This is a genomic window from Thalassobacillus hwangdonensis (genome assembly GCF_042675915.1).
Lineage (GTDB): Bacteria > Bacillota > Bacilli > Bacillales > Halobacillaceae > Thalassobacillus_A > Thalassobacillus_A hwangdonensis.
The window spans coordinates 1,093,113-1,114,503 of sequence record NZ_JBHTKL010000005.1 but is presented as its reverse complement, the minus strand read 5'-3'; the positions used below and the strand labels follow the sequence as shown (position 1 = coordinate 1,114,503).

Here is a 21,391-nt window from a genome sequence, read left to right as displayed (position 1 = left end):
AGGCAGCTGTATGTCTGAAGAACAGTTTTTTCTTTACGATGAAAAAGAAAGTTCGGATACTCGCTTTGTAAGCTTCATGGGGGAAGCCCATCGTTATGACCTCGCCCTTGTCAAAACATCCCGTTATTATGGAAAGACGCTGGTCCTTGATCTTCAAGGAAACAGGTTTGCCATCATGGGGCAGGACGATGTTGAAGAGCCCGGTAACATCGAACATGCATTCAACCTGAATGAAATCGAAGCTGAAGAACTTAGAGAATTTTTACGTCAGGCAATCTGAATCCTTCATAATGAATAACAGACCCTCCAGAGGCTATCCTAAGCCAAAGGAGGGTTTTTATTATGGCTGACAAAAAGAATGAAGACCGTTATTCGGATTTCGCCAATGTAGAAGCACAGCGGAATTACCTGACACCGGAGCAGTTACCGGAAGGCCCTTATGGAGCGCCGCGAAATAAAAACGAACCTGTTTCCAACAGGAAGAGTGCCCCGTGGACAGAGAAGCAACGTTATTATAGTGCATTCAACTATGAAAACAAAGGATTGCATGAGGATCTCCCAAGACAAATGGATGGAGCACATCCCCCTCATGATGAACCGGGTGTCGATATGAAACCGGGTGAAGAAAAACATTAACCGGCTATTTTAAAAAAGATGGAGCCAGCTTCACATTTACTTTTCAAAAGTGAATGTGGCCTGCTCCATCCTTTTATTTATCGATTTTTTTTAATACACAATACGCACACCCGAAGTTACAGTATTCATACAAATAATCTTCCAGTGTACTGATTTTGGAATCGAACGTGGACTTTGGATTCTGATCATCGTAAAAGCCCCTTAATCGTAATTGTCCGTATCCCCAGTCTCCGACGATGAAATCATATTTGCTGAGGATATCACTGAATCTTTGCTCAAGTGCTTCCGGCTGGAATCCATCTCTATGATTTTCGATCACTTCATATTGTTTTCCAAACAATTCAATCATTTCCATCACCTCATACGTTACTTCAATTTTATCATACTTAACCGGCTTCATTACAATTGCAGGTAATATTTTTTTCGTATGTTTCGGGTTGGATGGCTGAAAACTATCCTAAGGGAGAGTATTTCAACCACATGGGAGGCAATCCAATGAATAAGACATTTGCAACATCGATCCTGCTTTCTGCAGGGCTATTGATGACAGCATGTAATGCTGGAAATGATGATGATAATGCATTGAATAATGGCAATGGCGATGGCAACCTAAACGGTAATGCCATGGACAGCTATAACGGACCGGATACGACCGAGAATAACGACCAGCTTGGTTATGTCCGCTACACGAAAGATCAGGTGGATCCTGAGGGGAATTATGAAACACAAGTGGACCGTGAAGCAATGTCCGACATGATCACGAAAATGATCCTGAGCTATGAACAATTTGAGGATGCAGCAACGCTTGTAAGTGATGACGAAGTGTTAGTCGCTTACCAGAAGCCCGATGAAATGGACCGGGACCAGGCAGCTGATATGGTCAAAAAGACTGCTGCCAGTTTGGTACCAAGGTATTTCGAAATCTACGTTTCAGATCAGGCATCAGCATTCGATGATATCCAATCCTTGAACAATACAAGTACAACTGACCGTAACTATGATCAGGTCATTGAAGAGATCATCAAACGTATGCGTCAGGCACCTCAAGGTGAACCGCTTTATAACGATGAAACAGAATCGATGGATGACCCTAGGGATGTCAAAGACCGCGGAATGGATAGAGATAAATAATTAGAAGGAGGATCAGATGGGCTTTCCATCTGATCTTTCCCATTTATCCCCACTTATAGAAGAACGCTTCTGTCACAAGCTAATGACATCAATGATATGGAGTGACCAATGATGAAGAGATTCGTTTTTATACTTATATTCATGACCATGACTTCCCTCTGTCTTCCATCCTTGATTGAGGCAAAAACACAGGAAGATAATTTCAAGGAGCGGATGGAGCTTTATAAAAAAACAGCGACAGTCGTCAAGCTTCCTTGGTATTACTTGGCAGCAATCGATCAATATGAACGTCAAATCCATAAAGAGATGCAAAAAGGAAGGATTACTGCTATTCAGCCGGAAATGGTCTTTTGGAACGGTTTAGGGAATCCTGAAAGTGGAGAAAAACTGAAGCCTCAAATGGCTGAAATGTTCGAGGGCTGGGCGGAAGATGGTAATGGCGACGGCTTTGCGGATCGCACCAATGATGAAGACGTGCTTTACTCCATTGCTCAGTATCTGACGTCTTATGGATATAACGAAGATGATATTAAAATCGCCTTGTGGAATTATTATAACAGGGATCTTTCTGTACAGACGATCATGAACAATGCAAGGGTATTCAAGAAGTTCAAAACCATTGAACTGACAGATCGTGATTTTCCGCTTCCGTTAGGTGCTAACTACAGTTATCGAAGCACCTGGGGAGATGCTCGTGGATTCGGTGGTCGGCGGATTCATGAAGGGACAGATATTTTTGCCAACTATGGTGTTCCAGTCAAATCAGTTACGTATGGGGTAATTGAAATGAAAGGGTGGAACCGGTTCGGCGGATGGCGGATCGGAATCCGAGACATCTTCAATATTTACCACTACTATGCGCATTTGAACGGTTTTGAAAAAGGAGTCAAAGTCGGGGATGTCGTCAAGCCTGGGGATGTAATCGGTTCGGTAGGTGCTTCTGGTTATGGTCCTCCTGGAACTTCAGGGAAGTTTCCGCCGCATCTGCATTATGGAATGTACAAAGATAACGGGTATAGTGAGTGGTCGTTTGATCCTTATTCTTACCTTAGGAAATGGGAGCGCATGGCAAGGGATTAATGAACCAAACATGATTTAGGGACGATGGGGAAGGACTCGCTTTCCTGCAGGGATGGTGCCAAGCTCCTCGAGCAAAGCTCTGTGGGGTCTTGCCTACCATGGCATTCCTGCGGGAGTCTCCTCCTTCCCCATCGCCCCTTACCGTATAAAGCTATCCATAATTACTAAATAACCAATACACTTCGATATTTTAAAATGATAATAACGATTACATCATTGCGAAATGAAAAAAAGCGTCGTACAGTGTGTACGACGCTTTTGTGTGTTTATTGTTGTTTGGATTTTCGGGAAGCGTTGACAAGACTTGCTGTGAGTCCTCCCCAGATCACTACTATACCTACAATCATAGTAACGATTGCGCCTGCTGTCATATCAGCTTACCTCCCTTTTCACTTCTTCCAACGCGCTGCTATTCCACTTTTTGAATGAAAGCAGTATTCCGACTACGATGGCAAATGCAGCAACTGACCATCCTCCGAATAGGATGAACGTATCACTGTAGCCTTCATAGTTTCCTGTTGGAGTGTCAAACTCTTTAAGAAGGTTTGTTTTGAACAAATCAAACATCATCCACCCTAGCACTAGTGGTGTAATCAAACCTAAACATACTTTCCACCAGACACCCAGGCGAATATCGGAAATTCCATTTGCATGGTTCTGGAAATCACCAAGCTTACGCACAAACCAGGCGATAACGATAACTTCAACAAGTCCGACGAATGCTACTCCAAACTGGTTAATGAAATAATCAGCCGCATCTAGGAAGAACAGTCCACCCTGTGTTGCAAAAAGGATGGAAATTAAAGCTGCAGCTCCACCACCAAACCCGACAGCTTGATTACGTGTAAGACCGAATTTTTCTTTCAGACCTGCTACATAAGTTTCTGATATAGAAATCAATGAAGATAATCCTGCCAAAACCAATGAAGCAAAGAACAGGAATCCGAATAACCCGTTCAATGCCGGGAACTCATTGATGATCTGTGGAAATACGATGAATGCTAAGCCAACTCCACTTTCAACTACCTCGTTGACACCTAACCCTTGTTGCTGAGCCATGAATCCTAGTGCACCGAATACCCCGATACCAGCAAGCAACTCAAAGCTTGAGTTCCCGAAGCCTGTTATGAAGGCATTGTTTGTGATATCCGATTTCTTCGGAAGATAGCTGGAGTACGTAATCATGATCGCAAATGCGATGGATAAACTGAAGAAAATCTGTCCATATGCTGCAACCCATACACTACTGTCAGTAATTGCACTGAAATCAGGTTGGAAGAAAGCCTGTAGACCTTCAACTGCTCCTGGCAGTGTAATAGCTCGGATAACAATGATAAGGAATAACACGATAAGTGTAGGAATGAAAATTTTGTTTGCTACTTCAATCCCTTTCTTAACTCCCTTGAAGAGGACTCCCAATGTAATCAGCCATACAGCCAATAGTGGGAAGAATACGCCTGGAACCAGGCTTCCTGTTTGACCAGGATCTACTGATAATTTCAAATAATCTTCAAAAAGGAAACCTTGTGTCTCTTCTCCCCATGACAGGTTAAACGAGAACCAGCTGTAAGACATTGCCCAGGCAATAATGACAGCGTAATAAGTTGAAATGACAAATGATACGAGTACTGCCCACCAACCGAGCCATTCCGTCTTCTTATTCATACGGAAAAATGATAGCGGTGCGGAACCTCGGTACTTATGGCCTAGTGTGAATTCCATGACCAATAGTGGGATACCTGCTGTCAGAAGGGCGAATAAGTAAGGAATGAAGAATGCCCCTCCTCCATTTTCATAAGCTACTGCCGGGAAACGCCAGATGTTACCAAGCCCGATGGCTGAACCTACGGCTGCCAGAATAAAACCGGCTCTTGTTCCCCATTGCGCGCGATTTTCCATGTGTAAACCTCCCCTGTTTTTCATTCTCCTCTCTATTCCTATATGCTTGTTCGAAGAGAAGAATGTTAAAAATTTCGTATTTTTCAGATTATTTATCTGTGCTTGTATTATAGCCATTTAGTCAGGGGTTGTCAAAAAGATATTTAAATTTTCAGTAATTTCAATTTATGGAAAAAGCACACGAAAACGTGTGCTTTAGATGAAAAGACTCAATTTTCCTGGGTAGAAGGCAGGATGAAGTGCAATGCCACTCCAATTCCAACCAATAGCCCCAACGATATAAGCAGTGCTAACGCCACCTGTCCTGTGAAGCCGATGAGGATATATCCAACAACGGAAACGAGTGCAGCAATCAATGCATACGGCAATTGCGTCAACACGTGGTCGATATGGTTCGAACCAGCTCCGGTAGATGACAGGATCGTGGTGTCTGAGATCGGTGAACAGTGATCACCGAATACGGACCCTGCCAGTACTGCAGCCAGTGCTGGAAGAATGAGAGTTACATCTGTAACAGCTGCAAGTTCACCAGCAATCGGCAGCATGATTCCGAACGTTCCCCACGATGTACCAGTTGCAAGTGCCATGAATCCTGCTACCAGGAATAAGATCAATGGCAGCCATGCTGTATCGATAGATGATTGTTCTACAAGCGCAGCCAGGTATTCACCAGTTTGAAGCTGGTCGATGACCGCACCGATCATCCATGCGAATACAAGGATGTAGATGGCCGGAAGCATTGCCTTCGTACCTTCCCAAAGGACTTTTCCTGGGGAAGATTTAGGCTGTGGCTGGGTTACGTACATCCCACCAGCAACCAACACCGTTGCAAGTCCGCCAAAGAACAAGGAAATATTCACATTCGTATTTGCAAATATAGATAGAATATCAGCTTGTCCTTCTGTTCCTTGGATACCAGTGATGATCATGGACAATACTGTACCTGCAATCAATACGACAATCGGCAATACTAGGTGATAAATCCGTCCGTTCTTATGCTCTTTGAACTCATCATCCAAATCACCAGGGATGTCGTCCCTTGATGGATCGACGAGCTCACCAGTCTGCATCGCACGACGCTCGTGCTTACGCATCGCACCTAAATCCAGGCGGAAGTAAGCAGTCATGAATACAAGCAGTAAGGCAGAAAATGCATACAGGTTGGCTGGAATCATTTTTATGAATGCTTCAAGCGCCCCGTAATCCGCGATTTCATTGGTAGCAAGAATCGTACCAATGGTACCGATGATATAGGCACCCCAGCTTGAAATAGGTGAAATGACCGTGACTGGAGCTGATGTGGAATCGATCATGTAAGCAAGCTTCGCTCTTGAGACTTTATAACGGTCGGTCAATGGTCGGGCTACTTGTCCGACTGCAAGGGCATTGAAATAATCGTCAATGAAAATGATGATTCCAAGGAATGCCGTTGTCAGTTGCGAACCTCGTCGCGTCTTTACACGATGGATCGCCCAGTCACCGAAAGCTCTGCTCCCTCCTGAGGCAGTCATCAATGCAGTCGCCATTCCTAGAAAGATAAGAAAAGCAAAAAGATAGATGTTCCCCATGCTCCAGCCTTCCAGAGATGTAAGATTGGCTGGATCAGCAATGAAGATTTCATAGAATAACGTCCAGATGGCTCCTGCTGTTTCCACGATACTGAAATCATGGAGCATCAGCGCTCCGACGATGATTCCTGCTCCGAGTGACAGGATGACTTTTCTAGTAAGTACAACCAGAATAAGCATTAGAATTGCGGGAATTAATGAGTAAATTGTTCCTTCCATGTGTTTGTCCCCTCCGTCGTTTGTGGATCTTGAAGTGTTACAATCAGGCCTGATTGCAGGGATGACATGGATATGGGAAACTACTGCAGATTAAAATTGAGGAAATAAAAAAAGCAGCGATAGAAAATAATCCATCACTGCTTGTACGTAGCAAAAGTTGATTATCCTCCATTTCGATCAGTAGCGCACCATGCATCCATTATTATGCATGACAGTACATATCCTATTCAGACATGCACCAGCACGGAAGTGTATGACTGCACTCCATACTTCGGCGAATGATCCTTTCATTGGCGATCTTCGTTGTCATCCTCCTGCCAATTACTTATACCTTTCGCTCCTCTACCTCACCGATCTGATAAGGTCACGCAATATGAAATTTCAAAAACATTTTATCAGCTTCTTGTTATCATTGCAAGCCTGACATGCCACCAACATCTGGATCAATATTCATCGGAATAGAGAAAGATGGCGCATTTTCTCCGTTCATCCCATTATAGAATTCCGGCACAGGTCCAGATAAAGTGTTCATCGCTACAGGAATATCGGTATAGACGACGGTCGTTTTTGTGGAAAATGGAATGACGAGCCGTACGTTGACTTCGATATGGATAAGTACTTCAAATAATGCGGAGTTAATCCCATATTCCGTAACCCTCATATCAACATTCGACTGCACATCACCAATCACCGTAAATTTCACTGGTACTTTTGGTCCCAGGTTGGCAAGCACAGCATTGTTGGTTGCCTGCCCGATCGGAATCTCAATCAACGCATCATCTTTCACGCGATTCTGGCCTTCTTCTCCCTCATCTTCCTCCATCGGGACGTCTAGTGTCGTGCCTCCATCAGGTATTTCTCCCCGCTCCATATGCCTAAGGAAGTTCTGTACTCGATAGGTGGTATTCCGCAGAACTCGGTTGACGACTACGGAATTCCAAGCCATATATGTGATGTATCCTTCATCATTCTTCTCCATCGTAATCATGTCTTCGAAAGTCAGATCGTCTGCGATCCGCTTACTCACCGCATCCAATAATGCATCCCGGCCATACTGCTGCGTTTTCGTTTCGGCAATTTCAATCAATGTAGGCGTGATTCCCTTGTTGATTACCCATAAACTCAGGAAGGTAAAGAAGATGAAAAAGATGAAAGTAATTACGAAGATTTTCCCCATCGAGGGAGGAGTCCTGTAGTTGTTGGAAAATCGATTCATGAAAAAACCCCCTTGGAACATGATATGTTCACTTAAGGGGGTTTAGTATCAGCTTGTTCATTCAACTTGCAAATGTTGTATGACACTTCGTGATGACAACGTTCAACTGTTCGGACAGGTCCAATTCGAAAGGTTTTCCATCACTTAATACACGAACGATAGGTCGATCACATAAATGCTTATTTTGCCTGGACACGACTCCATGCTGACCGTTGCTCAATTCTACGGTCAGACCATTTGGATACACAGCGACACACCTGCGGAAAGCTTCCAGCATCGGCTTTGCAAAAAGATGATCTGAGCCTGAATATAAAACCTCAAGTCCTTCGTGAGGAAGCATGGCGTTTCTGTATACGCGATTACTTGTAACTGCATCGAAGACATCAGCAATCGCCAACACTTTAGCGTATCGGTGGATTTCATGCTCTTTAATGCCTCGTGGATAGCCTGAGCCATCCAGACGTTCATGATGCTGGTATGCACAATGTGCGGCGACCAGAGGGATCGTTGCAGATTTGCGAAGGATATTGAACCCTTCCTCGCAATGATGCTTGATCTTTTCAAACTCATCGTTGGAAAGTTTACCAGGCTTCAACAGAATATCTTTCGGCACGCCTAATTTACCGACATCATGCAGGATGGCGCCGATTCCGATTTCCTCAAGCTCTTTCTGACTGTACCCGAGTTCTCTTGCCAAAGCTAACGCATAGATCGTTACATTCATCGAATGCGTCAATATGTAATCGTCATAGGTAAATACATCAGATAACAAGGAAATCACTTCCCTATTCTGCTGCAGCTCGCTAAGTATATCACGTACGACACTTCTCATTTTAAACCCGACTTTTTCATGGATGAAAGGTTCGTGCTTATTCGTCAATCCTTTCACTTCTTCGAACGTACGCTTGATTTTCTTTCTTGCATCATTCCGCAGTTCTTCGGATATAGGGGAATCGACCAGGATATCCTCTGTATCGTTATCCTGAATATAGACATAGGTGATCTCCATTTCGCCCAGGCGCTGGATCATTCTGTCTGACAGCTCTACACCATGATTGATGAGAACTTTTCCATTTTCATTCAGCACGGACTTACCAAGCTTGTGGCCAGCCTTCAATGCGGTTCGTTCAACAAGTCTCATCTCGACACACCCCGACTATTCTTCGACATTTCTCTTAGTACCATTATACAAGAATCCAACGATTCTTCTAGGAAAAATTATATATAAATAGTAAAAAGCCACCCTGAAGGGCGGCTTTATTTATTCCTCTGCGATTTTCAATAAGGCTTCTTTCCCAGTCAAGCCAGGGTACCAGCCTTTCTTTTCACTCGCCAACGTTACTTTCTCCAAAGGTGCCTCAAGCAGTTGTTCGATCGTCTTCACACCAACTGCTCTTCCTGCGATGATGTTTCGATCTGCAAGCTTTTCATTAAGCAAATCGACATCCAATGCACCGCACATGATATAACCGATCTCGTTGGAAACGACTAGCAGGTTCGTTTTCGGCAATTGCACACTGATCGCCGTGAACACCTTATCTTCTATTTTAATCGGATTTACGTTGAAAATGATCCCCACATCCTTTTTGCTTTAACCTATGCAATGGGTGTGGAGGAGGTGCCGTGAAACTCACTTGGCATTCTTTTGCAGGGTAACTACTAATAGATCCCTGAGCAGTTCAGGCATATAGAACGTCTTTTTCTTAGAATAGGCAACTTCCGGCAGCAGTCTTCCAAAAGTAAAGGTGTCTGCAGTTGCTATTTCATAGGTGCGATCTGGATCGATGTTTTCCCCGTTGAAGCGTACTTTTCTTACGTGTTCTTCTCCAGCCTTATCCAGATACGTCTCAATTTCCACCCCTGCGAAAATCATCCTTCCAATCACTTCACCTCTGAAACCGAATCCTTTAAGCTTGATTTGCGTAAAGGATTTTGAGAGCGAAGCCCGAATGACTTCCAGTAACTCATCTCCGTCCAATTCAACCTTGCACGGATTCATCGGGTGCGGACATATCCGATGGACATCTGAATAGGATACTTTCCCTGCTTCAAGATTATCCAGAAGAACTCCGGCGTTCAACATTGCGATATCTGCATTTGTCCATTCCTTCAAGGTTTGAACCAATTGCTTCATCAAAGGTTTTTCCCTGAACCATGCAACCTCCATAGCCTCGTCCAGATAACTGATCGGCTCCAACAGGTTGTTGTGCGCTTCTTCACTCAGCGCTTTCAGCTTTTCCTCTGTTATAAGGTCACCAGGTTGTTTCTCTGTCGAAACAGCGTAGGCTTCCTTTCGCACGAGTGACTGTTTATCATGGTCCCATTCAAGCATGATTTCTCCGAGATGGGTGCCATGCTTCCCTACAGCTGTTAATAGCGTCCCATTACGATCTTCTCCATTTTGGAACAAGTGATGGGTATGCCCACCGATAATGACATCGATGAATGGATAACGTTCTGCAATTGCTTCGTCATCGTTTATACCCAAGTGGGATAACAGTACAAGTACATCCACCTGATCCCTCAACATGGAAAGTTCACGGTCAAGGGTGCTGTATGGCAGTTCAATGTCCCAGCCAAGCAGCCCATAAAACGTTTCAAAGGGTGCTGTTACGCCAAGTATCCCTACTTTCACCCCATGCTTTGATTCCACTATCGTAGACGTACTGAGCCATTCCGGCTTTCCTTCACCTTTATATGAAAGATTGGCACAGACAACATCAAATGCGGCATCTTCATAAAGTTGATCCAAGTCTTCATGGGACAAGGTGATCCCTTCATTGTTACCTAAATTGACCACATCGTAGCCTGCTTCATTCAACAACTGAACGTTTCCTTTTCCCATCAATCCTTCTGTGATGGGATGGAACCGATCAACATGATCACCATTGTCGACAATCCAGTAACTTTCGTTCGCTCGTTTCCGTTTTTCTTTTTCTTTATTAAAATACCCCGTAATTTTGGACCATTGATCAAAGTGACTATGGAGATCGCTTGTATAATACATGTACATTTTTTCTTTCATAAGTCATCCCCTTACACAATTCCTTGCCAGATCATCCGAATCGCAATAAGTAATAGTAACCCTCTGAGCACCCACTCAACCGCGTTTCCTTTAAGCTTCTGATTGATTTTAGCTCCGAGAGTACCTCCAATATAGGCACCCGGGATGAATGCCAGCGTATAAATCCAATCCACATGCCCTAAAAGAATATGAGTTGCTGAACTCGAAATACTTGCAAAAAAGATCATGAACATCGAAGTCGCTGTGGCGATATGAGCCGGGAATCCAAATAACAGGATCATTGCCGGAACCATCAGGGAACCGCCTCCTATCCCGAATAAACCGGACAACATACCAACAACGAACGAAAGAAGCAGACCTGTAACGATGGAAATACGATAATGAAACATCTTCCCATCAATCTCTGCTGTACGCGCTAAACCATTCTCGCTTTTCAATAACGCTCGATTATCCTTCGTACGGATAAAAAATACACTGAAGACAAGCAGCATGACAATACCGAAGAATAATGAGAAATGATCAGTAGAGAAAAACTGATTCAGGTAGGAACCGAAAATTCCTCCTGGAATGCTTCCACCGATAAAAATCGATCCGCTTTTAAAATCAATCCGCTTGCTTTTCATATAGGAAAGCATCGAAGAAAGTCCTGTGAAAATCATGACCACAAGAGAAATGCCGACTACTTTCTGGGGAGTTGCCCACGCGAACGCGTCCCACACTTCATGTAAAAAAAGCACAACAGGTACAAGGATGACTCCTCCACCAAGTCCTGCAATACTCCCTGCGATTGCAGTAATCAAACCTATGATGAATGATACGATGATGACCACATTTATCCCTTCAATCTTATCAAGATAGTATTAGGTTACCCTCAAAATTATGTATGCACAATAAAAAGAAGCCACATGGCTTATTGTAACACCATGTGGCTTGTTTGAGTAAAGATTACCCGATGGAACCTTCCATCTCGAACTTGATCAGACGGTTCATTTCTACGGCATATTCCATAGGAAGCTCTTTCGTGAATGGCTCGATGAAGCCCATTACGATCATTTCTGTAGCTTCTTCTTCGGAAATTCCGCGGCTCATCAAGTAGAATAGTTGTTCTTCAGATACTTTGGAGACTTTCGCCTCGTGCTCAAGCGAAATGTTCTCATTCATGATTTCGTTGTAAGGAATCGTATCTGATGTGGACTCGTTATCCATGATCAGCGTATCGCACTCGATGTTGGAACGTGCACCTTCAGCTTTACGGCCGAATTGTACGATTCCACGGTACGTCACTTTCCCGCCATGCTTCGCAATTGACTTGGAAACGATGGTGGACGATGTGTTCGGTGCAAGGTGAATCATTTTTGCACCTGCATCCTGGTGCTGACCTTTACCGGCAAGTGCGATGGAAAGTGTCAATCCACGTGCACCCTCGCCTTTAAGGATGACTGCAGGATATTTCATCGTCAGTTTGGAACCAATGTTACCATCGATCCATTCCATCGTGGCATTTTCATCCGCAACGGCACGCTTTGTAACAAGGTTATAGACGTTGTTTGCCCAGTTCTGAATTGTCGTGTAACGACAGTAAGCGTTTTTCTTAACGTAAATTTCTACTACCGCACTATGCAGGGAATTCGTCGTGAAGACCGGTGCTGTACAACCTTCTACATAGTGTACAGAAGCATCTTCATCCACGATAATCAACGTACGCTCGAACTGTCCCATGTTCTCGGAGTTGATTCGGAAGTATGCCTGAAGTGGCATTTCCGTTTTGACACCCTTCGGAACATAGATGAATGATCCACCTGACCAAACTGCTGAGTTCAACGCAGCGAACTTGTTATCAGATGGAGGAATCACTTTACCAAAGTATTCCTTGAACAAGTCTTCATTTTCTTTCAATGCGGAATCGGTATCCTTGAAGACGATTCCCATATTCTCAAGGTCTTCCTGCATGTTGTGATAAACTACTTCGGATTCGTACTGTGCAGATACACCTGCAAGGTACTTCTGCTCCGCTTCAGGAATTCCCAATTTGTCGAATGTATTCTTGATTTCTTCCGGAACCTCATCCCAGGAACGTTCGGAACGCTCGGATGGTTTCACATAGTACGTGATCTCATCGAAATTAAGTTCTGCAAGATCTCCGCCCCACTGAGGCATCGGCATTTTATAGAAATGCTCCAATGACTTCAAGCGGAAGTCAAGCATCCATTGCGGCTCTTCTTTATAATTGGAAATCTGTTCTACGACTTCTTTCGTCAGACCTTTTCCAGTACGGAAAATGGAAACGTCCTTCTCATGGAACCCGTATTTGTATTCCCCGATTTCTGGCGCTTTTTTAGCCATCATCAATTACCTCCTTTAGGTGTTTGCCTAAGCCTGATCTTCGTCGACACCTTTTTCCATTGCTTTCCAAGCTAACGTTGCACATTTGATACGTGCAGGGAACTTGGCAACACCCTGCAATGCTTCGATATCTCCCAAATCCAGTTCTTCGACATCGACGTCCTTACCTAGCATCATATCAGAAAACAGCTCAGACATCTTCATTGCGTCCTCAATCTTTTTACCTTTAATAGCCTGGGTCATCATAGAAGCGGAAGACATACTGATCGAACAGCCTTCCCCATCGAATTTAGCATCTTTTACAATGCCGTCTTCGACTTGCAATTGCAGTTGGATTCGATCACCACATGTCGGATTGTTCATATCGACAGTCAGGTGATCCCCTTCTGCTAGCGATCCTTTGTTACGAGGATTTTTATAATGGTCCATGATGACTTGCCTGTATAGTGTATCTAAATTATTAAAAGACATCGCCGAAATACTCCTTTGTTTTTTGTAATCCTTCGACTAGTCGATCTATATCTTCTTCTGTGTTGTATAAATAGAAGCTTGCACGTGCGGTTGCAGTTACATCCAACCATCTCATCAATGGCTGTGCACAGTGATGACCTGCACGAACTGCAATACCTTCAGCATCCAATACCGTCGCAACATCATGCGGGTGGACGTCATCCAGGTTGAAGGTAATCAACCCAGCACGCTCTTCTGGTCCGTAGATGCTCATGCCGTCGATTTGCTTCATCTTATCCATCGCGTAAGCTGCCAGTTTGTGTTCGTGCGCTTCAATCGCTTCCAACCCGACTTCGTTAAGGAAATCAATCGCAGCTCCAAGTCCAACAGCACCAGCGATAATCGGTGTTCCGCCTTCAAATTTCCAAGGAAGCTCTTTCCATGTGGAATCGTACAAGTTGACGAAGTCGATCATTTCCCCACCGAATTCCACAGGCTCCATGTCATTGAGAAGTGCTTTCTTTCCATAAAGGACACCGATTCCCGTCGGGCCACACATCTTATGGCCGGAAAATGCGTAAAAGTCACAATCAAGGTCCTGCACATCGACTTTCATATGTGGTGCAGCCTGCGCTCCATCCACAAGCATAAGCGCTCCGTTACGATGTGCAATCTGTGCTAGTTCCTTCACTGGATTGATGGTACCAAGCACATTCGAAACATGCATGACTGAAACAATTTTAGTGTTTTCAGTAATCGTTTCCTCAGCATCCTTCAAAGCGATCGTCCCATCAGCCTGCAATGGCATATACTTCAAAGTAGCGCCTGTTGCTTTAGCCACCTGTTGCCAAGGGATGATGTTACTGTGGTGCTCCATCGGAGTAATGACGATTTCATCACCTTCCCCAAGGTTGTTGCGACCGTAACTGTATGCAACCGTATTGATCGCAGTCGTCGTTCCCCTAGTGAATATGACCTCCTGGGTACTGCTCGCATTGATGAAGCGGCGTACCTTTTCGCGTGCACCTTCATATTCATCAGTTGCCTTCGTGCCAAGAGTGTGGACCCCACGATGGACATTCGAGTTATAGCCTCGATAGTATTCATCCAACTTCTCAATCACCTTGAGCGGCTTTTGAGAAGTTGCTGATGAGTCCAAGTATACCAATGGGTGTCCGTTGACTTCCTGATCCAGAATCGGGAATGCGTTACGGACTGCCTTGATATCCATCAATATACTTTCCTTTCGATAACCTCAGTCAATTGTGCTTTGACTGCTTCGATCGGCAGCTGGTTCACGACAGGTGCAAGGAAGCCGTGAATGATCAGACGTTCTGCTTCTGTCTTGGAAATACCCCTGCTCATCAAGTAGTATAGCTGCATCGGATCGACACGACCTACAGAAGCCGCGTGTCCCGCAGTTACATCGTCTTCGTCGATAAGAAGGATCGGGTTGGCATCGCCACGAGCATGTTTGCTCAGCATCAGTACACGAGACTCCTGCTCAGCATTAGATTTGGAAGCACCGTGCTCGATTTTTCCGATACCATTGAAGATGGAGCTTGATTTATCCTTCATTACTCCGTGCTGAAGGATGTACCCTTCGGAACCTTTTCCGAAGTGGACGATTTTAGCTGTGAAGTTCTGTTTCTGGTCACCACGACCGACAGATACGGTTTTAGCATCTGCATAGCCATTGTCGCCTAACAAGTAAGTGATGTTTTCAGAAACTGTGTTACCGTCATTCATCTGGCCAAGCGCCCATTCGATCTTAGCGTCACGATCGACCATACCACGGCGGTTGACGTATGCCGTCGTTCCAGCCGCAAAATTATCTACTGCTCCGAAGGAAACTTTCGCTCCATCGTGTGCAAATACTTCCGTGATGATGTTCGCTACGGTTTCTTCTTCTTTATTATTGGAAATATAGTTTTCTACATACGTCACAGAGCTGTGTTTGTCTGCTACGACGATGGCATGATTGAACATTGCTGCTTCAGGGTCTTCCTGCCAGTAGATTGCCTGCAACGGTTCTTCGAGCTGGACGTCCTTCGGCACATAGACGAAGATGCCTCCACTCATAAGCGCTGCATGCAGTGCTGTCAGGCGATGTTCATTCACCTGAACACCATCCGTCATGTAATACTTCTCAACAAGGTCACTGTGCTCTTTCAGTGCTGTAATGATGTCTGTGAAAATCACACCTTTGTTCTTCAGGTCATCGGAAATAGATGCATAAGCAACACTTTGATTACGCTGAATCACAAGGTTCTGATTCTTTTCTTTATCAAGGAAATCCTGGATTTCTGCAGGAAGTTCATCGAAAGAATTGATTTTTTCGCCTTTTGCATCATGCTTGAACTTCGTGAAGTTCCATTTATCTATTTTAGTTTTATCAGGCTTCGGCATTGGCAAGTGCTCGACTTTATCCAATGCTTCCAGACGAAGGGTCTTCATCCATTCAGGTTCATTCAAGCCTGCTGAGTAGTTGCTGATATAATCTTTTTCGTATGGTAGTGAGATTTCTACGGTCATGCTATCCCTCCTATCTGTTTACGCTTTTTGGCTGATGGTTTCGTCTTCGATGCCAAGCTCCTGCTTGATCCAGTCGTAACCTTCGTCTTCTAGACGCTGAGCAAGCTCAGGTCCTCCTGATTTCACTACACGACCTTGCATCATGACGTGGACTTTATCTGGAGTGATATAGTTCAACAAGCGCTGATAGTGGGTAATGATCAAGCAGCCGAAGCTTTCATTACGCATTTGGTTGATTCCTTTGGAAACAACTTTCAACGCATCGATATCCAAACCGGAGTCAATCTCATCAAGGATAGCGATTGCAGGCTTCACCATCATCAGTTGAAGGATCTCGTTACGTTTCTTCTCTCCACCAGAGAATCCTTCGTTCAGATAACGCTGTGCCATATTTTTGTCCATTTCAAGTGTATCCATTGTACCGTCCATTTCTTTAATGAATTTCATCAAAGAAATTTCGTCGCCTTCTTCACGGCGTGCATTGATGGAAGAACGTAGGAAGTCAGAGTTTGTCACTCCGCTGATTTCACTTGGATACTGCATTGCAAGGAAAAGACCTGCAAGTGCACGCTCATCCACTTCCATTTCAAGTACGTCTTTACCATCAAGAAGAATTTCTCCTTGTGTAACTTCATACTTAGGGTGCCCCATGATTGCGGAAGCCAATGTTGACTTACCAGTTCCGTTCGGTCCCATTACTGCATGGAATTCGCCACCTTTAATTGTAAGGTCGACACCTTTAAGAATCTCTTCACCTTCGATTGCTACGTGAAGATCTTTGATTTCTAGAGTAGATCCTGCCATAACTAATACCTCCAATATCTATTGTTGTTCATTTTTTCTTTGATTAAGATCCAGCATCCATTCTCAATCTATTCTCATTACAATCTTATATCATATAGCAATTGATATCAACTCTTTTCCCCTATGCAGACAGTGGTAAAGGGGCAGTGAAATCACTAAGTTCTTTCCTTATTATATATAAAAGGAACATAAAAAATCAGGTGGTTGATTCCACCTGATTCCTTTGTGTTTATTTATGGATTTGACGTCCTGCTTCTGATACCATTCTTCGGCTTGCTTCATATTCTTTCTGACGACGCTTTTCAACTTTCAGCAGCTGATCCACTCCTCTACTGTACTCCGCATAACCCATTCCATGAGATTGTTGCATCGCTTTTTCCATTTCGGAAGTGTAATTCAGCTTCAGTTGGTCGTTGATAATGAATCAATCCTTTCAGAATTTTTACGATATTAAGCGTAACACGGGTATGATACCCGTTACAAAGTGGATATAAACCAATAAATGGTGTTTCCACCTGCGCTATAATATCTATAAATTATATAGCGAAAGCATTGATAGTATTCATGGCATATCTTACGATTTACTCGGAATTGCTACGAATTCACTTAATGAGTCGCGTCATTCAGCTCTTCATATGCTTCTTGAACTAGTGTTACCGCCTGGCTCATAGCTGCGCCACCACCGAAAGCTGCTGCTACTCCACATGCTTCCATGATTTCTCTTTCACTCGCGCCCTGGTCGATACATCCTCTTGTATGGTAGATCATGCAGTATTCATCCTGAGCAACAACACTGATTCCGAGCGCAATCAATTGCTTTTCCTTCTTAGACAGTTCACCTGCATCAAAGCATGCTTCTGTGAAAGAATTAAAATGATGGGCAATATCAGGCATCTTCTCGGTGAAGGTGCCGATTCCATGTTTATATTCTTGCAAGTAGGCTTCTGTAAACGACATTCTTTGTTCTTCCATAAATAAAAAACCTCCCAAGATAATAGATGACTACTGCTAGTATGAGCAATACGTTTCATCTTATCCCGGGAGGAAAGTAAATTATTCTTCAGATCCGCCAGCTGGAACGACAGCTCCGTTATATTCTTCTTTGATGAAATTCTGGATTTTTTCAGATCTCAGCACTTCCACCAATTTTTTCAGTTGTTCATTATCTTCATCTTCACTTCTTGCTGCAATTACATTGACATATGGAGATTCAGGCCCTTCCAGGATCAAGGAATCTTCGGTCGGATTCAGATCGGCTTCGATGGCATAGTTGGTGTTGATCGCTACCAGTGCATTCTCTTCACGCTCATAATTGGAAGGAAGAAGTGCAGCATCGATTCCTGCATCGAACTTCAGGTTCTTAGGATTCTCGACGATATCGTCAACCGTAGCGGTGACTTTATCGACTCCTTCTTCGAGCTTGATAATTCCTTCTCTTTCTAATAATGAAAGAACACGTCCATGGTCTGCTACAGAACGGCTCATCAATACAGTTGTACCTTCTGGAATTTCCTCAAGACTTTTAATGTTTTTGGAGTAGATCCCCATCGGTTCGATATGGATTCCACCCAGGTTGACGAAATCGAAGTCGTTTTGCGCCTTTTGTTCCTCCAAATAAGGGATGTGCTGGAAGTAGTTCGCATCAATTTCACCAGAATCCAAGTCTTTGTTGGGCAGGACATAATCCTGGTATGTTTCGATTTTCAGGTTGATGCCTTCTTCTTCAAGCAATGGTTTTGCCTCTTCCAATACCTCGGAGTGAGGAACACTTGTCGCACCTACGACAAGTTCATCTGAATCGCCATCGGAACTTCCACAAGCAGCCAATACTAAAATCAACAGACTTCCTACAATCAAGCTTAACGTTTTTTTCATTTCTAACTCCCCTTTATAAATATGATTTATCTTTTATCCAATTTTCTGGAGATGAAATCCCCGATGAATTGGAAAATGAATACGATGATTACAATGAGTACCGTTGCAACAAACACGATATCGAAGTCGCTCCGTTGGAATCCATAGAAATAAGCGAAATCTCCTAACCCCCCGGCACCGATAATTCCTGCAACAGCGGTATATCCGATTAATGCAATGGCTGTTACTGTAAGACCAGAAACGAGTGCAGGCATCGATTCCTTCAATAACACCTTGAAAATGATTGTGGATGTCTTAGCACCCATTGCTTTGGCAGCTTCTAATACTCCTTTATCGATTTCCTTCAAGGCGATTTCAACCAATCGTCCGTAAAAAGGAGCTGCACCAATGATCAGGGCAGGTATAGCTCCTTTTGGCCCTCGGATCGTACCCATCAGAAAATCGGTGAACGGAAACAAAAGAAGGATCAGGATAATAAACGGGATGGCACGGAATACATTGACAATGGATGCTGTAATACCATTGATGACTTTGTTCTGCCAAAGCCCACCTGGTGAGGACAGATATAGAGTAAGACCAAGCAAGATTCCGAATATCAGTGTTCCCAGAAGTGAAACAAGTGTCATGTACATTGTTTCATTCGTCGCTGTAATGAGATCCTCGACCTTCACGTTTGGGAATAGGTTTTCAAGCATTCGGGTTCACCTCTACTTCTACAGATGTTTCTTTGATGTATGCGATGGCACGGTCGGTTTCCTCTGAATCTCCGGTAACATGGACGATTAATGTGCCATACGCTCCTTTTTGTGTCTGGGTGATCTTCCCGTGAAGAATATTGATATCGACCGTGAAGTTCCTGGCAAGCTCGGTGATCAGCGCCTGGTTCGTGTTTTCACCGACAAAATGAAGCTTGAGAATTTTGCCGGAAGCATAGTTCTGATGAATCAACTCCAGTGAATGCGCTTGCTCTGTATCTCCCATCACCTGATCTACGAATTTTCGTGTGACGGGCTTTTCCGGATGGAGAAAAACATCCAGCACATCTCCTTGCTCCACAACTTTCCCATCTTCCATTACTGCCACGCGGTGACATATCTTCCGTATGACATGCATTTCATGGGTAATCAGGATAATCGTCAATCCTAATTTCTTATTGATATCCACCAGCAAATCCAGAATGGAATCGGTGGTTTCGGGATCAAGCGCAGATGTCGCTTCATCGCATAACAATACTTTCGGATTATTTGCCAGTGCTCTCGCTATCCCCACGCGCTGCTTTTGTCCGCCACTCAACTGAGAAGGGTAGGCATTTTCCCTGCCACTTAAGCCGACGAGTTCAATCAGTTCCTGTACTCGTGCATGTCGTTCCTCTTTGGGCATCCCTGCTATTTCCAATGGAAAGGCGATATTATCTTTTACTGTTCTTGACCATAGCAAGTGAAAGTGCTGAAAGATCATCCCTATTTCCTGTCTTGTAAGTCTAAGTGCTTTCTTACTCAGCCCGGTAATTTCCTGATTTTCAATGGTCACTTGACCACCGCTCGGTTCTTCCAGACGGTTCAATAGGCGGATGAATGTACTTTTTCCGGCACCACTATAACCGATCACACCGAATATTTCTCCTTTTTCAATGGTCAGGTCCAAGTTGTCGACTGCTTTCACCTGGTGATCCCGACTTTGAAAAACCTTTGATAACCCTTTGATGGTAATCATGTTCGAATGACCTCCTAAAACTAAAAAATGCCTTTCTGTTCAGGAGAACAGAAAGGCATCGTAAAACATAAGGTTCTGTTCTCTCATCTGTCAGAGTCTTTTATACTCTGCAGGATTTGGCACCTTTCCAAGCTGTAACAGCTTGTCGGTTGCCGGGCTTCATCGGGCCAGTCCCTCCGCCTCTCTGGATAAGAGATTTTATTCAATTATCGTATTAACTCGTTAATGCTTTATCTCACTTAAGTGACTAAATTGAATTGTAGCATCGTTTTAAATCTTCTGTCAATAATTTTTGCAAATAAATATTGTTTTGAGATATTACTGGTGGGTGAAAGAACGTCTCGCTTTCCGCGGGGAAGACGGCAAGCCTCCTCGGGCTATGCCCTGTGGGGTCTAGCCAGTCTTGCAATTCCCGCAGGAGTCTCAACGTTCTTTCATCCACCATATGATTAGGTGATTTCTCAAAACCTCCAAATCAATTTTAATTACGAATTTCTTTGATGAGAGTTGATTAAATTAGTTATTTCGAGAAATAAGTTAATCGTGCATAGGTGGGCGGGAAAGGACGAGACTCCAGTGGGAGAAGGAGCTAGGCAAGACCCCGGAAGGCGTAGCCTGAGGAGGCTTGCCAGTTCCCCCACAGGAAAGCGAGTCCTTCCCTGTCGCCCAAACTCTTACAAACGTCTCGAAATTTCCCACGCAAATGATATGAAAGCATTAAAAAAATCTCTTCAAAGAGAAGAGATTCGGGTTCCGTCACTGCTTCTCTCATCTTCCAAAGCTGATCACTTTATGATCGCTTTGCTGGAATTAGCACCGTGTTTGTTTCCAAACCGGTTGCTGGGCTTCGTAGGGCCAGTCCCTCCGCCTCTCTGGATAAGTTCAGATGTCGCTATT

Annotated in this window: 23 protein-coding genes and 3 riboswitches; of the genes, 4 read left to right on the top strand and 19 right to left on the bottom strand. The window is 44.0% G+C overall.

The window, feature by feature from the left end; translation table 11 throughout:
- Nucleotides 1-10 precede the first annotated feature (10 nt).
- Both ACFQ2J_RS15000 and ACFQ2J_RS14995 read left to right on the top strand, forming a co-directional pair.
- Complete coding sequence (locus ACFQ2J_RS15000) at nt 11-280, top strand: DUF3055 domain-containing protein (RefSeq protein ID WP_386062220.1); 270 nt, start codon at nt 11-13, stop codon at nt 278-280.
- A 62-nt stretch (nt 281-342) separates the two neighbouring features.
- Complete coding sequence (locus ACFQ2J_RS14995) at nt 343-636, top strand: cytosolic protein (protein ID WP_386062217.1); 294 nt, start codon at nt 343-345, stop codon at nt 634-636.
- Between the two features lie 73 nt (nt 637-709).
- Here the strand turns inward: ACFQ2J_RS14995 and ACFQ2J_RS14990 are convergent, their stop codons facing one another.
- Complete coding sequence (locus ACFQ2J_RS14990) at nt 710-985, bottom strand: YutD family protein (RefSeq protein ID WP_386062215.1); 276 nt, start codon at nt 983-985, stop codon at nt 710-712.
- A gap of 146 nt (nt 986-1,131) precedes the next feature.
- On the opposite strand from ACFQ2J_RS14990, the gene ACFQ2J_RS14985 reads away from it, so the two are divergent.
- A complete protein-coding gene (locus ACFQ2J_RS14985) occupies nt 1,132-1,767 on the top strand; it encodes a YhcN/YlaJ family sporulation lipoprotein (protein WP_386062212.1) in 636 nt (211 codons plus the stop codon).
- Nucleotides 1,768-1,878: 111 nt separating this feature from the next.
- Nucleotides 1,879-2,847 carry a M23 family metallopeptidase gene (locus ACFQ2J_RS14980; protein WP_386062209.1) on the top strand — a complete coding sequence of 323 codons (969 nt, stop codon included), beginning with the start codon at nt 1,879-1,881 and terminating at the stop codon, nt 2,845-2,847.
- A gap of 266 nt (nt 2,848-3,113) precedes the next feature.
- On the opposite strand, the gene ACFQ2J_RS14975 is transcribed toward ACFQ2J_RS14980, so the two are convergent.
- From ACFQ2J_RS14975 to ACFQ2J_RS14890, 18 genes are all read right to left on the bottom strand, one after another.
- A complete protein-coding gene (locus tag ACFQ2J_RS14975) occupies nt 3,114-3,218 on the bottom strand; it encodes a methionine/alanine import family NSS transporter small subunit (RefSeq protein ID WP_386062206.1) in 105 nt (34 codons plus the stop codon).
- 1 nt (nt 3,219) lies between these two features.
- Nucleotides 3,220-4,746 (bottom strand): sodium-dependent transporter, encoded by a 1,527-nt coding sequence (locus ACFQ2J_RS14970; protein WP_386062203.1) that lies wholly within the window; start codon nt 4,744-4,746, stop codon nt 3,220-3,222.
- A gap of 209 nt (nt 4,747-4,955) precedes the next feature.
- Entirely contained in the window at nt 4,956-6,533 is a 1,578-nt protein-coding gene (locus tag ACFQ2J_RS14965; RefSeq protein WP_386062200.1) for a Na+/H+ antiporter NhaC family protein, read from the bottom strand.
- Between the two features lie 173 nt (nt 6,534-6,706).
- A riboswitch (Lysine riboswitch) is annotated at nt 6,707-6,886 on the bottom strand.
- A 56-nt stretch (nt 6,887-6,942) separates the two neighbouring features.
- Nucleotides 6,943-7,749, bottom strand: a complete 807-nt coding sequence (gene yunB / locus ACFQ2J_RS14960) for a sporulation protein YunB (RefSeq protein WP_386062197.1) — start codon at nt 7,747-7,749, stop codon at nt 6,943-6,945.
- Nucleotides 7,750-7,810: 61 nt separating this feature from the next.
- On the bottom strand, nt 7,811-8,890 hold the full coding sequence (locus ACFQ2J_RS14955) for an HD-GYP domain-containing protein (protein ID WP_386062194.1): 1,080 nt from the start codon (nt 8,888-8,890) through the stop codon (nt 7,811-7,813).
- Nucleotides 8,891-9,010: 120 nt separating this feature from the next.
- Nucleotides 9,011-9,319, bottom strand: a complete 309-nt coding sequence (locus ACFQ2J_RS14950; RefSeq protein WP_386062526.1) for a YunC family protein — start codon at nt 9,317-9,319, stop codon at nt 9,011-9,013.
- A 60-nt stretch (nt 9,320-9,379) separates the two neighbouring features.
- A complete protein-coding gene (locus ACFQ2J_RS14945) occupies nt 9,380-10,774 on the bottom strand; it encodes a bifunctional metallophosphatase/5'-nucleotidase (protein ID WP_386062191.1) in 1,395 nt (464 codons plus the stop codon).
- An 11-nt stretch (nt 10,775-10,785) separates the two neighbouring features.
- Nucleotides 10,786-11,604, bottom strand: coding sequence for a sulfite exporter TauE/SafE family protein (locus tag ACFQ2J_RS14940; RefSeq protein ID WP_386062189.1), 819 nt, complete (start codon nt 11,602-11,604; stop codon nt 10,786-10,788).
- Between the two features lie 115 nt (nt 11,605-11,719).
- Entirely contained in the window at nt 11,720-13,117 is a 1,398-nt protein-coding gene (sufB, locus tag ACFQ2J_RS14935) for a Fe-S cluster assembly protein SufB (RefSeq protein ID WP_386062186.1), read from the bottom strand.
- Between the two features lie 27 nt (nt 13,118-13,144).
- Nucleotides 13,145-13,588, bottom strand: coding sequence for a Fe-S cluster assembly sulfur transfer protein SufU (gene sufU / locus ACFQ2J_RS14930; protein ID WP_386062183.1), 444 nt, complete (start codon nt 13,586-13,588; stop codon nt 13,145-13,147).
- Nucleotides 13,578-14,798 carry a cysteine desulfurase gene (locus ACFQ2J_RS14925; RefSeq protein WP_386062180.1) on the bottom strand — a complete coding sequence of 407 codons (1,221 nt, stop codon included), beginning with the start codon at nt 14,796-14,798 and terminating at the stop codon, nt 13,578-13,580. Before ACFQ2J_RS14925 ends, sufU begins: the two co-directional genes overlap by 11 nt.
- Nucleotides 14,798-16,102 (bottom strand): Fe-S cluster assembly protein SufD, encoded by a 1,305-nt coding sequence (sufD, locus tag ACFQ2J_RS14920; RefSeq protein ID WP_386062177.1) that lies wholly within the window; start codon nt 16,100-16,102, stop codon nt 14,798-14,800. The genes ACFQ2J_RS14925 and sufD overlap by 1 nt, the downstream gene beginning before the upstream one ends.
- A gap of 18 nt (nt 16,103-16,120) precedes the next feature.
- Entirely contained in the window at nt 16,121-16,906 is a 786-nt protein-coding gene (sufC, locus tag ACFQ2J_RS14915) for a Fe-S cluster assembly ATPase SufC (protein WP_386062174.1), read from the bottom strand.
- A 229-nt stretch (nt 16,907-17,135) separates the two neighbouring features.
- Nucleotides 17,136-17,276 carry a hypothetical protein gene (locus ACFQ2J_RS14910; RefSeq protein WP_386062171.1) on the bottom strand — a complete coding sequence of 47 codons (141 nt, stop codon included), beginning with the start codon at nt 17,274-17,276 and terminating at the stop codon, nt 17,136-17,138.
- Between the two features lie 236 nt (nt 17,277-17,512).
- A complete protein-coding gene (locus ACFQ2J_RS14905) occupies nt 17,513-17,878 on the bottom strand; it encodes a carboxymuconolactone decarboxylase family protein (protein WP_386062169.1) in 366 nt (121 codons plus the stop codon).
- 81 nt (nt 17,879-17,959) lie between these two features.
- Nucleotides 17,960-18,781 (bottom strand): MetQ/NlpA family ABC transporter substrate-binding protein, encoded by an 822-nt coding sequence (locus tag ACFQ2J_RS14900; protein ID WP_386062166.1) that lies wholly within the window; start codon nt 18,779-18,781, stop codon nt 17,960-17,962.
- 26 nt (nt 18,782-18,807) lie between these two features.
- A complete protein-coding gene (locus tag ACFQ2J_RS14895; RefSeq protein WP_386062163.1) occupies nt 18,808-19,476 on the bottom strand; it encodes a methionine ABC transporter permease in 669 nt (222 codons plus the stop codon).
- Nucleotides 19,469-20,494, bottom strand: a complete 1,026-nt coding sequence (locus ACFQ2J_RS14890; RefSeq protein WP_386062160.1) for a methionine ABC transporter ATP-binding protein — start codon at nt 20,492-20,494, stop codon at nt 19,469-19,471. The genes ACFQ2J_RS14895 and ACFQ2J_RS14890 overlap by 8 nt, the downstream gene beginning before the upstream one ends.
- A gap of 80 nt (nt 20,495-20,574) precedes the next feature.
- Nucleotides 20,575-20,689, bottom strand: a riboswitch (SAM riboswitch).
- A 570-nt stretch (nt 20,690-21,259) separates the two neighbouring features.
- Nucleotides 21,260-21,377, bottom strand: a riboswitch (SAM riboswitch).
- Nucleotides 21,378-21,391 lie beyond the last annotated feature (14 nt).

Bases quoted from the DNA above. Each gene is read 5' to 3' on its own strand.
- ACFQ2J_RS14970 (WP_386062203.1), bottom strand. From the start codon at position 4,746: ATGGAAAATCGCGCGCAATGGGGAACAAGAGCCGGTTTTATTCTGGCA.
- sufC (WP_386062174.1), bottom strand. From the start codon at position 16,906: ATGGCAGGATCTACTCTAGAAATCAAAGATCTTCACGTAGCAATCGAA.
- sufD (WP_386062177.1), bottom strand. From the start codon at position 16,102: ATGACCGTAGAAATCTCACTACCATACGAAAAAGATTATATCAGCAAC.
- sufB (WP_386062186.1), bottom strand. From the start codon at position 13,117: ATGGCTAAAAAAGCGCCAGAAATCGGGGAATACAAATACGGGTTCCAT.
- ACFQ2J_RS14910 (WP_386062171.1), bottom strand. From the start codon at position 17,276: ATGCAACAATCTCATGGAATGGGTTATGCGGAGTACAGTAGAGGAGTG.
- ACFQ2J_RS14990 (WP_386062215.1), bottom strand. From the start codon at position 985: ATGATTGAATTGTTTGGAAAACAATATGAAGTGATCGAAAATCATAGA.
- ACFQ2J_RS14905 (WP_386062169.1), bottom strand. From the start codon at position 17,878: ATGGAAGAACAAAGAATGTCGTTTACAGAAGCCTACTTGCAAGAATAT.
- ACFQ2J_RS14945 (WP_386062191.1), bottom strand. From the start codon at position 10,774: ATGAAAGAAAAAATGTACATGTATTATACAAGCGATCTCCATAGTCAC.
- ACFQ2J_RS14985 (WP_386062212.1), top strand. From the start codon at position 1,132: ATGAATAAGACATTTGCAACATCGATCCTGCTTTCTGCAGGGCTATTG.
- ACFQ2J_RS15000 (WP_386062220.1), top strand. From the start codon at position 11: ATGTCTGAAGAACAGTTTTTTCTTTACGATGAAAAAGAAAGTTCGGAT.
- ACFQ2J_RS14895 (WP_386062163.1), bottom strand. From the start codon at position 19,476: ATGCTTGAAAACCTATTCCCAAACGTGAAGGTCGAGGATCTCATTACA.
- sufU (WP_386062183.1), bottom strand. From the start codon at position 13,588: ATGTCTTTTAATAATTTAGATACACTATACAGGCAAGTCATCATGGAC.
- ACFQ2J_RS14995 (WP_386062217.1), top strand. From the start codon at position 343: ATGGCTGACAAAAAGAATGAAGACCGTTATTCGGATTTCGCCAATGTA.
- ACFQ2J_RS14955 (WP_386062194.1), bottom strand. From the start codon at position 8,890: ATGAGACTTGTTGAACGAACCGCATTGAAGGCTGGCCACAAGCTTGGT.
- yunB (WP_386062197.1), bottom strand. From the start codon at position 7,749: ATGAATCGATTTTCCAACAACTACAGGACTCCTCCCTCGATGGGGAAA.
- ACFQ2J_RS14925 (WP_386062180.1), bottom strand. From the start codon at position 14,798: ATGGATATCAAGGCAGTCCGTAACGCATTCCCGATTCTGGATCAGGAA.
- ACFQ2J_RS14980 (WP_386062209.1), top strand. From the start codon at position 1,879: ATGAAGAGATTCGTTTTTATACTTATATTCATGACCATGACTTCCCTC.
- ACFQ2J_RS14965 (WP_386062200.1), bottom strand. From the start codon at position 6,533: ATGGAAGGAACAATTTACTCATTAATTCCCGCAATTCTAATGCTTATT.
- ACFQ2J_RS14900 (WP_386062166.1), bottom strand. From the start codon at position 18,781: ATGAAAAAAACGTTAAGCTTGATTGTAGGAAGTCTGTTGATTTTAGTA.
- ACFQ2J_RS14890 (WP_386062160.1), bottom strand. From the start codon at position 20,494: ATGATTACCATCAAAGGGTTATCAAAGGTTTTTCAAAGTCGGGATCAC.
- ACFQ2J_RS14975 (WP_386062206.1), bottom strand. From the start codon at position 3,218: ATGACAGCAGGCGCAATCGTTACTATGATTGTAGGTATAGTAGTGATC.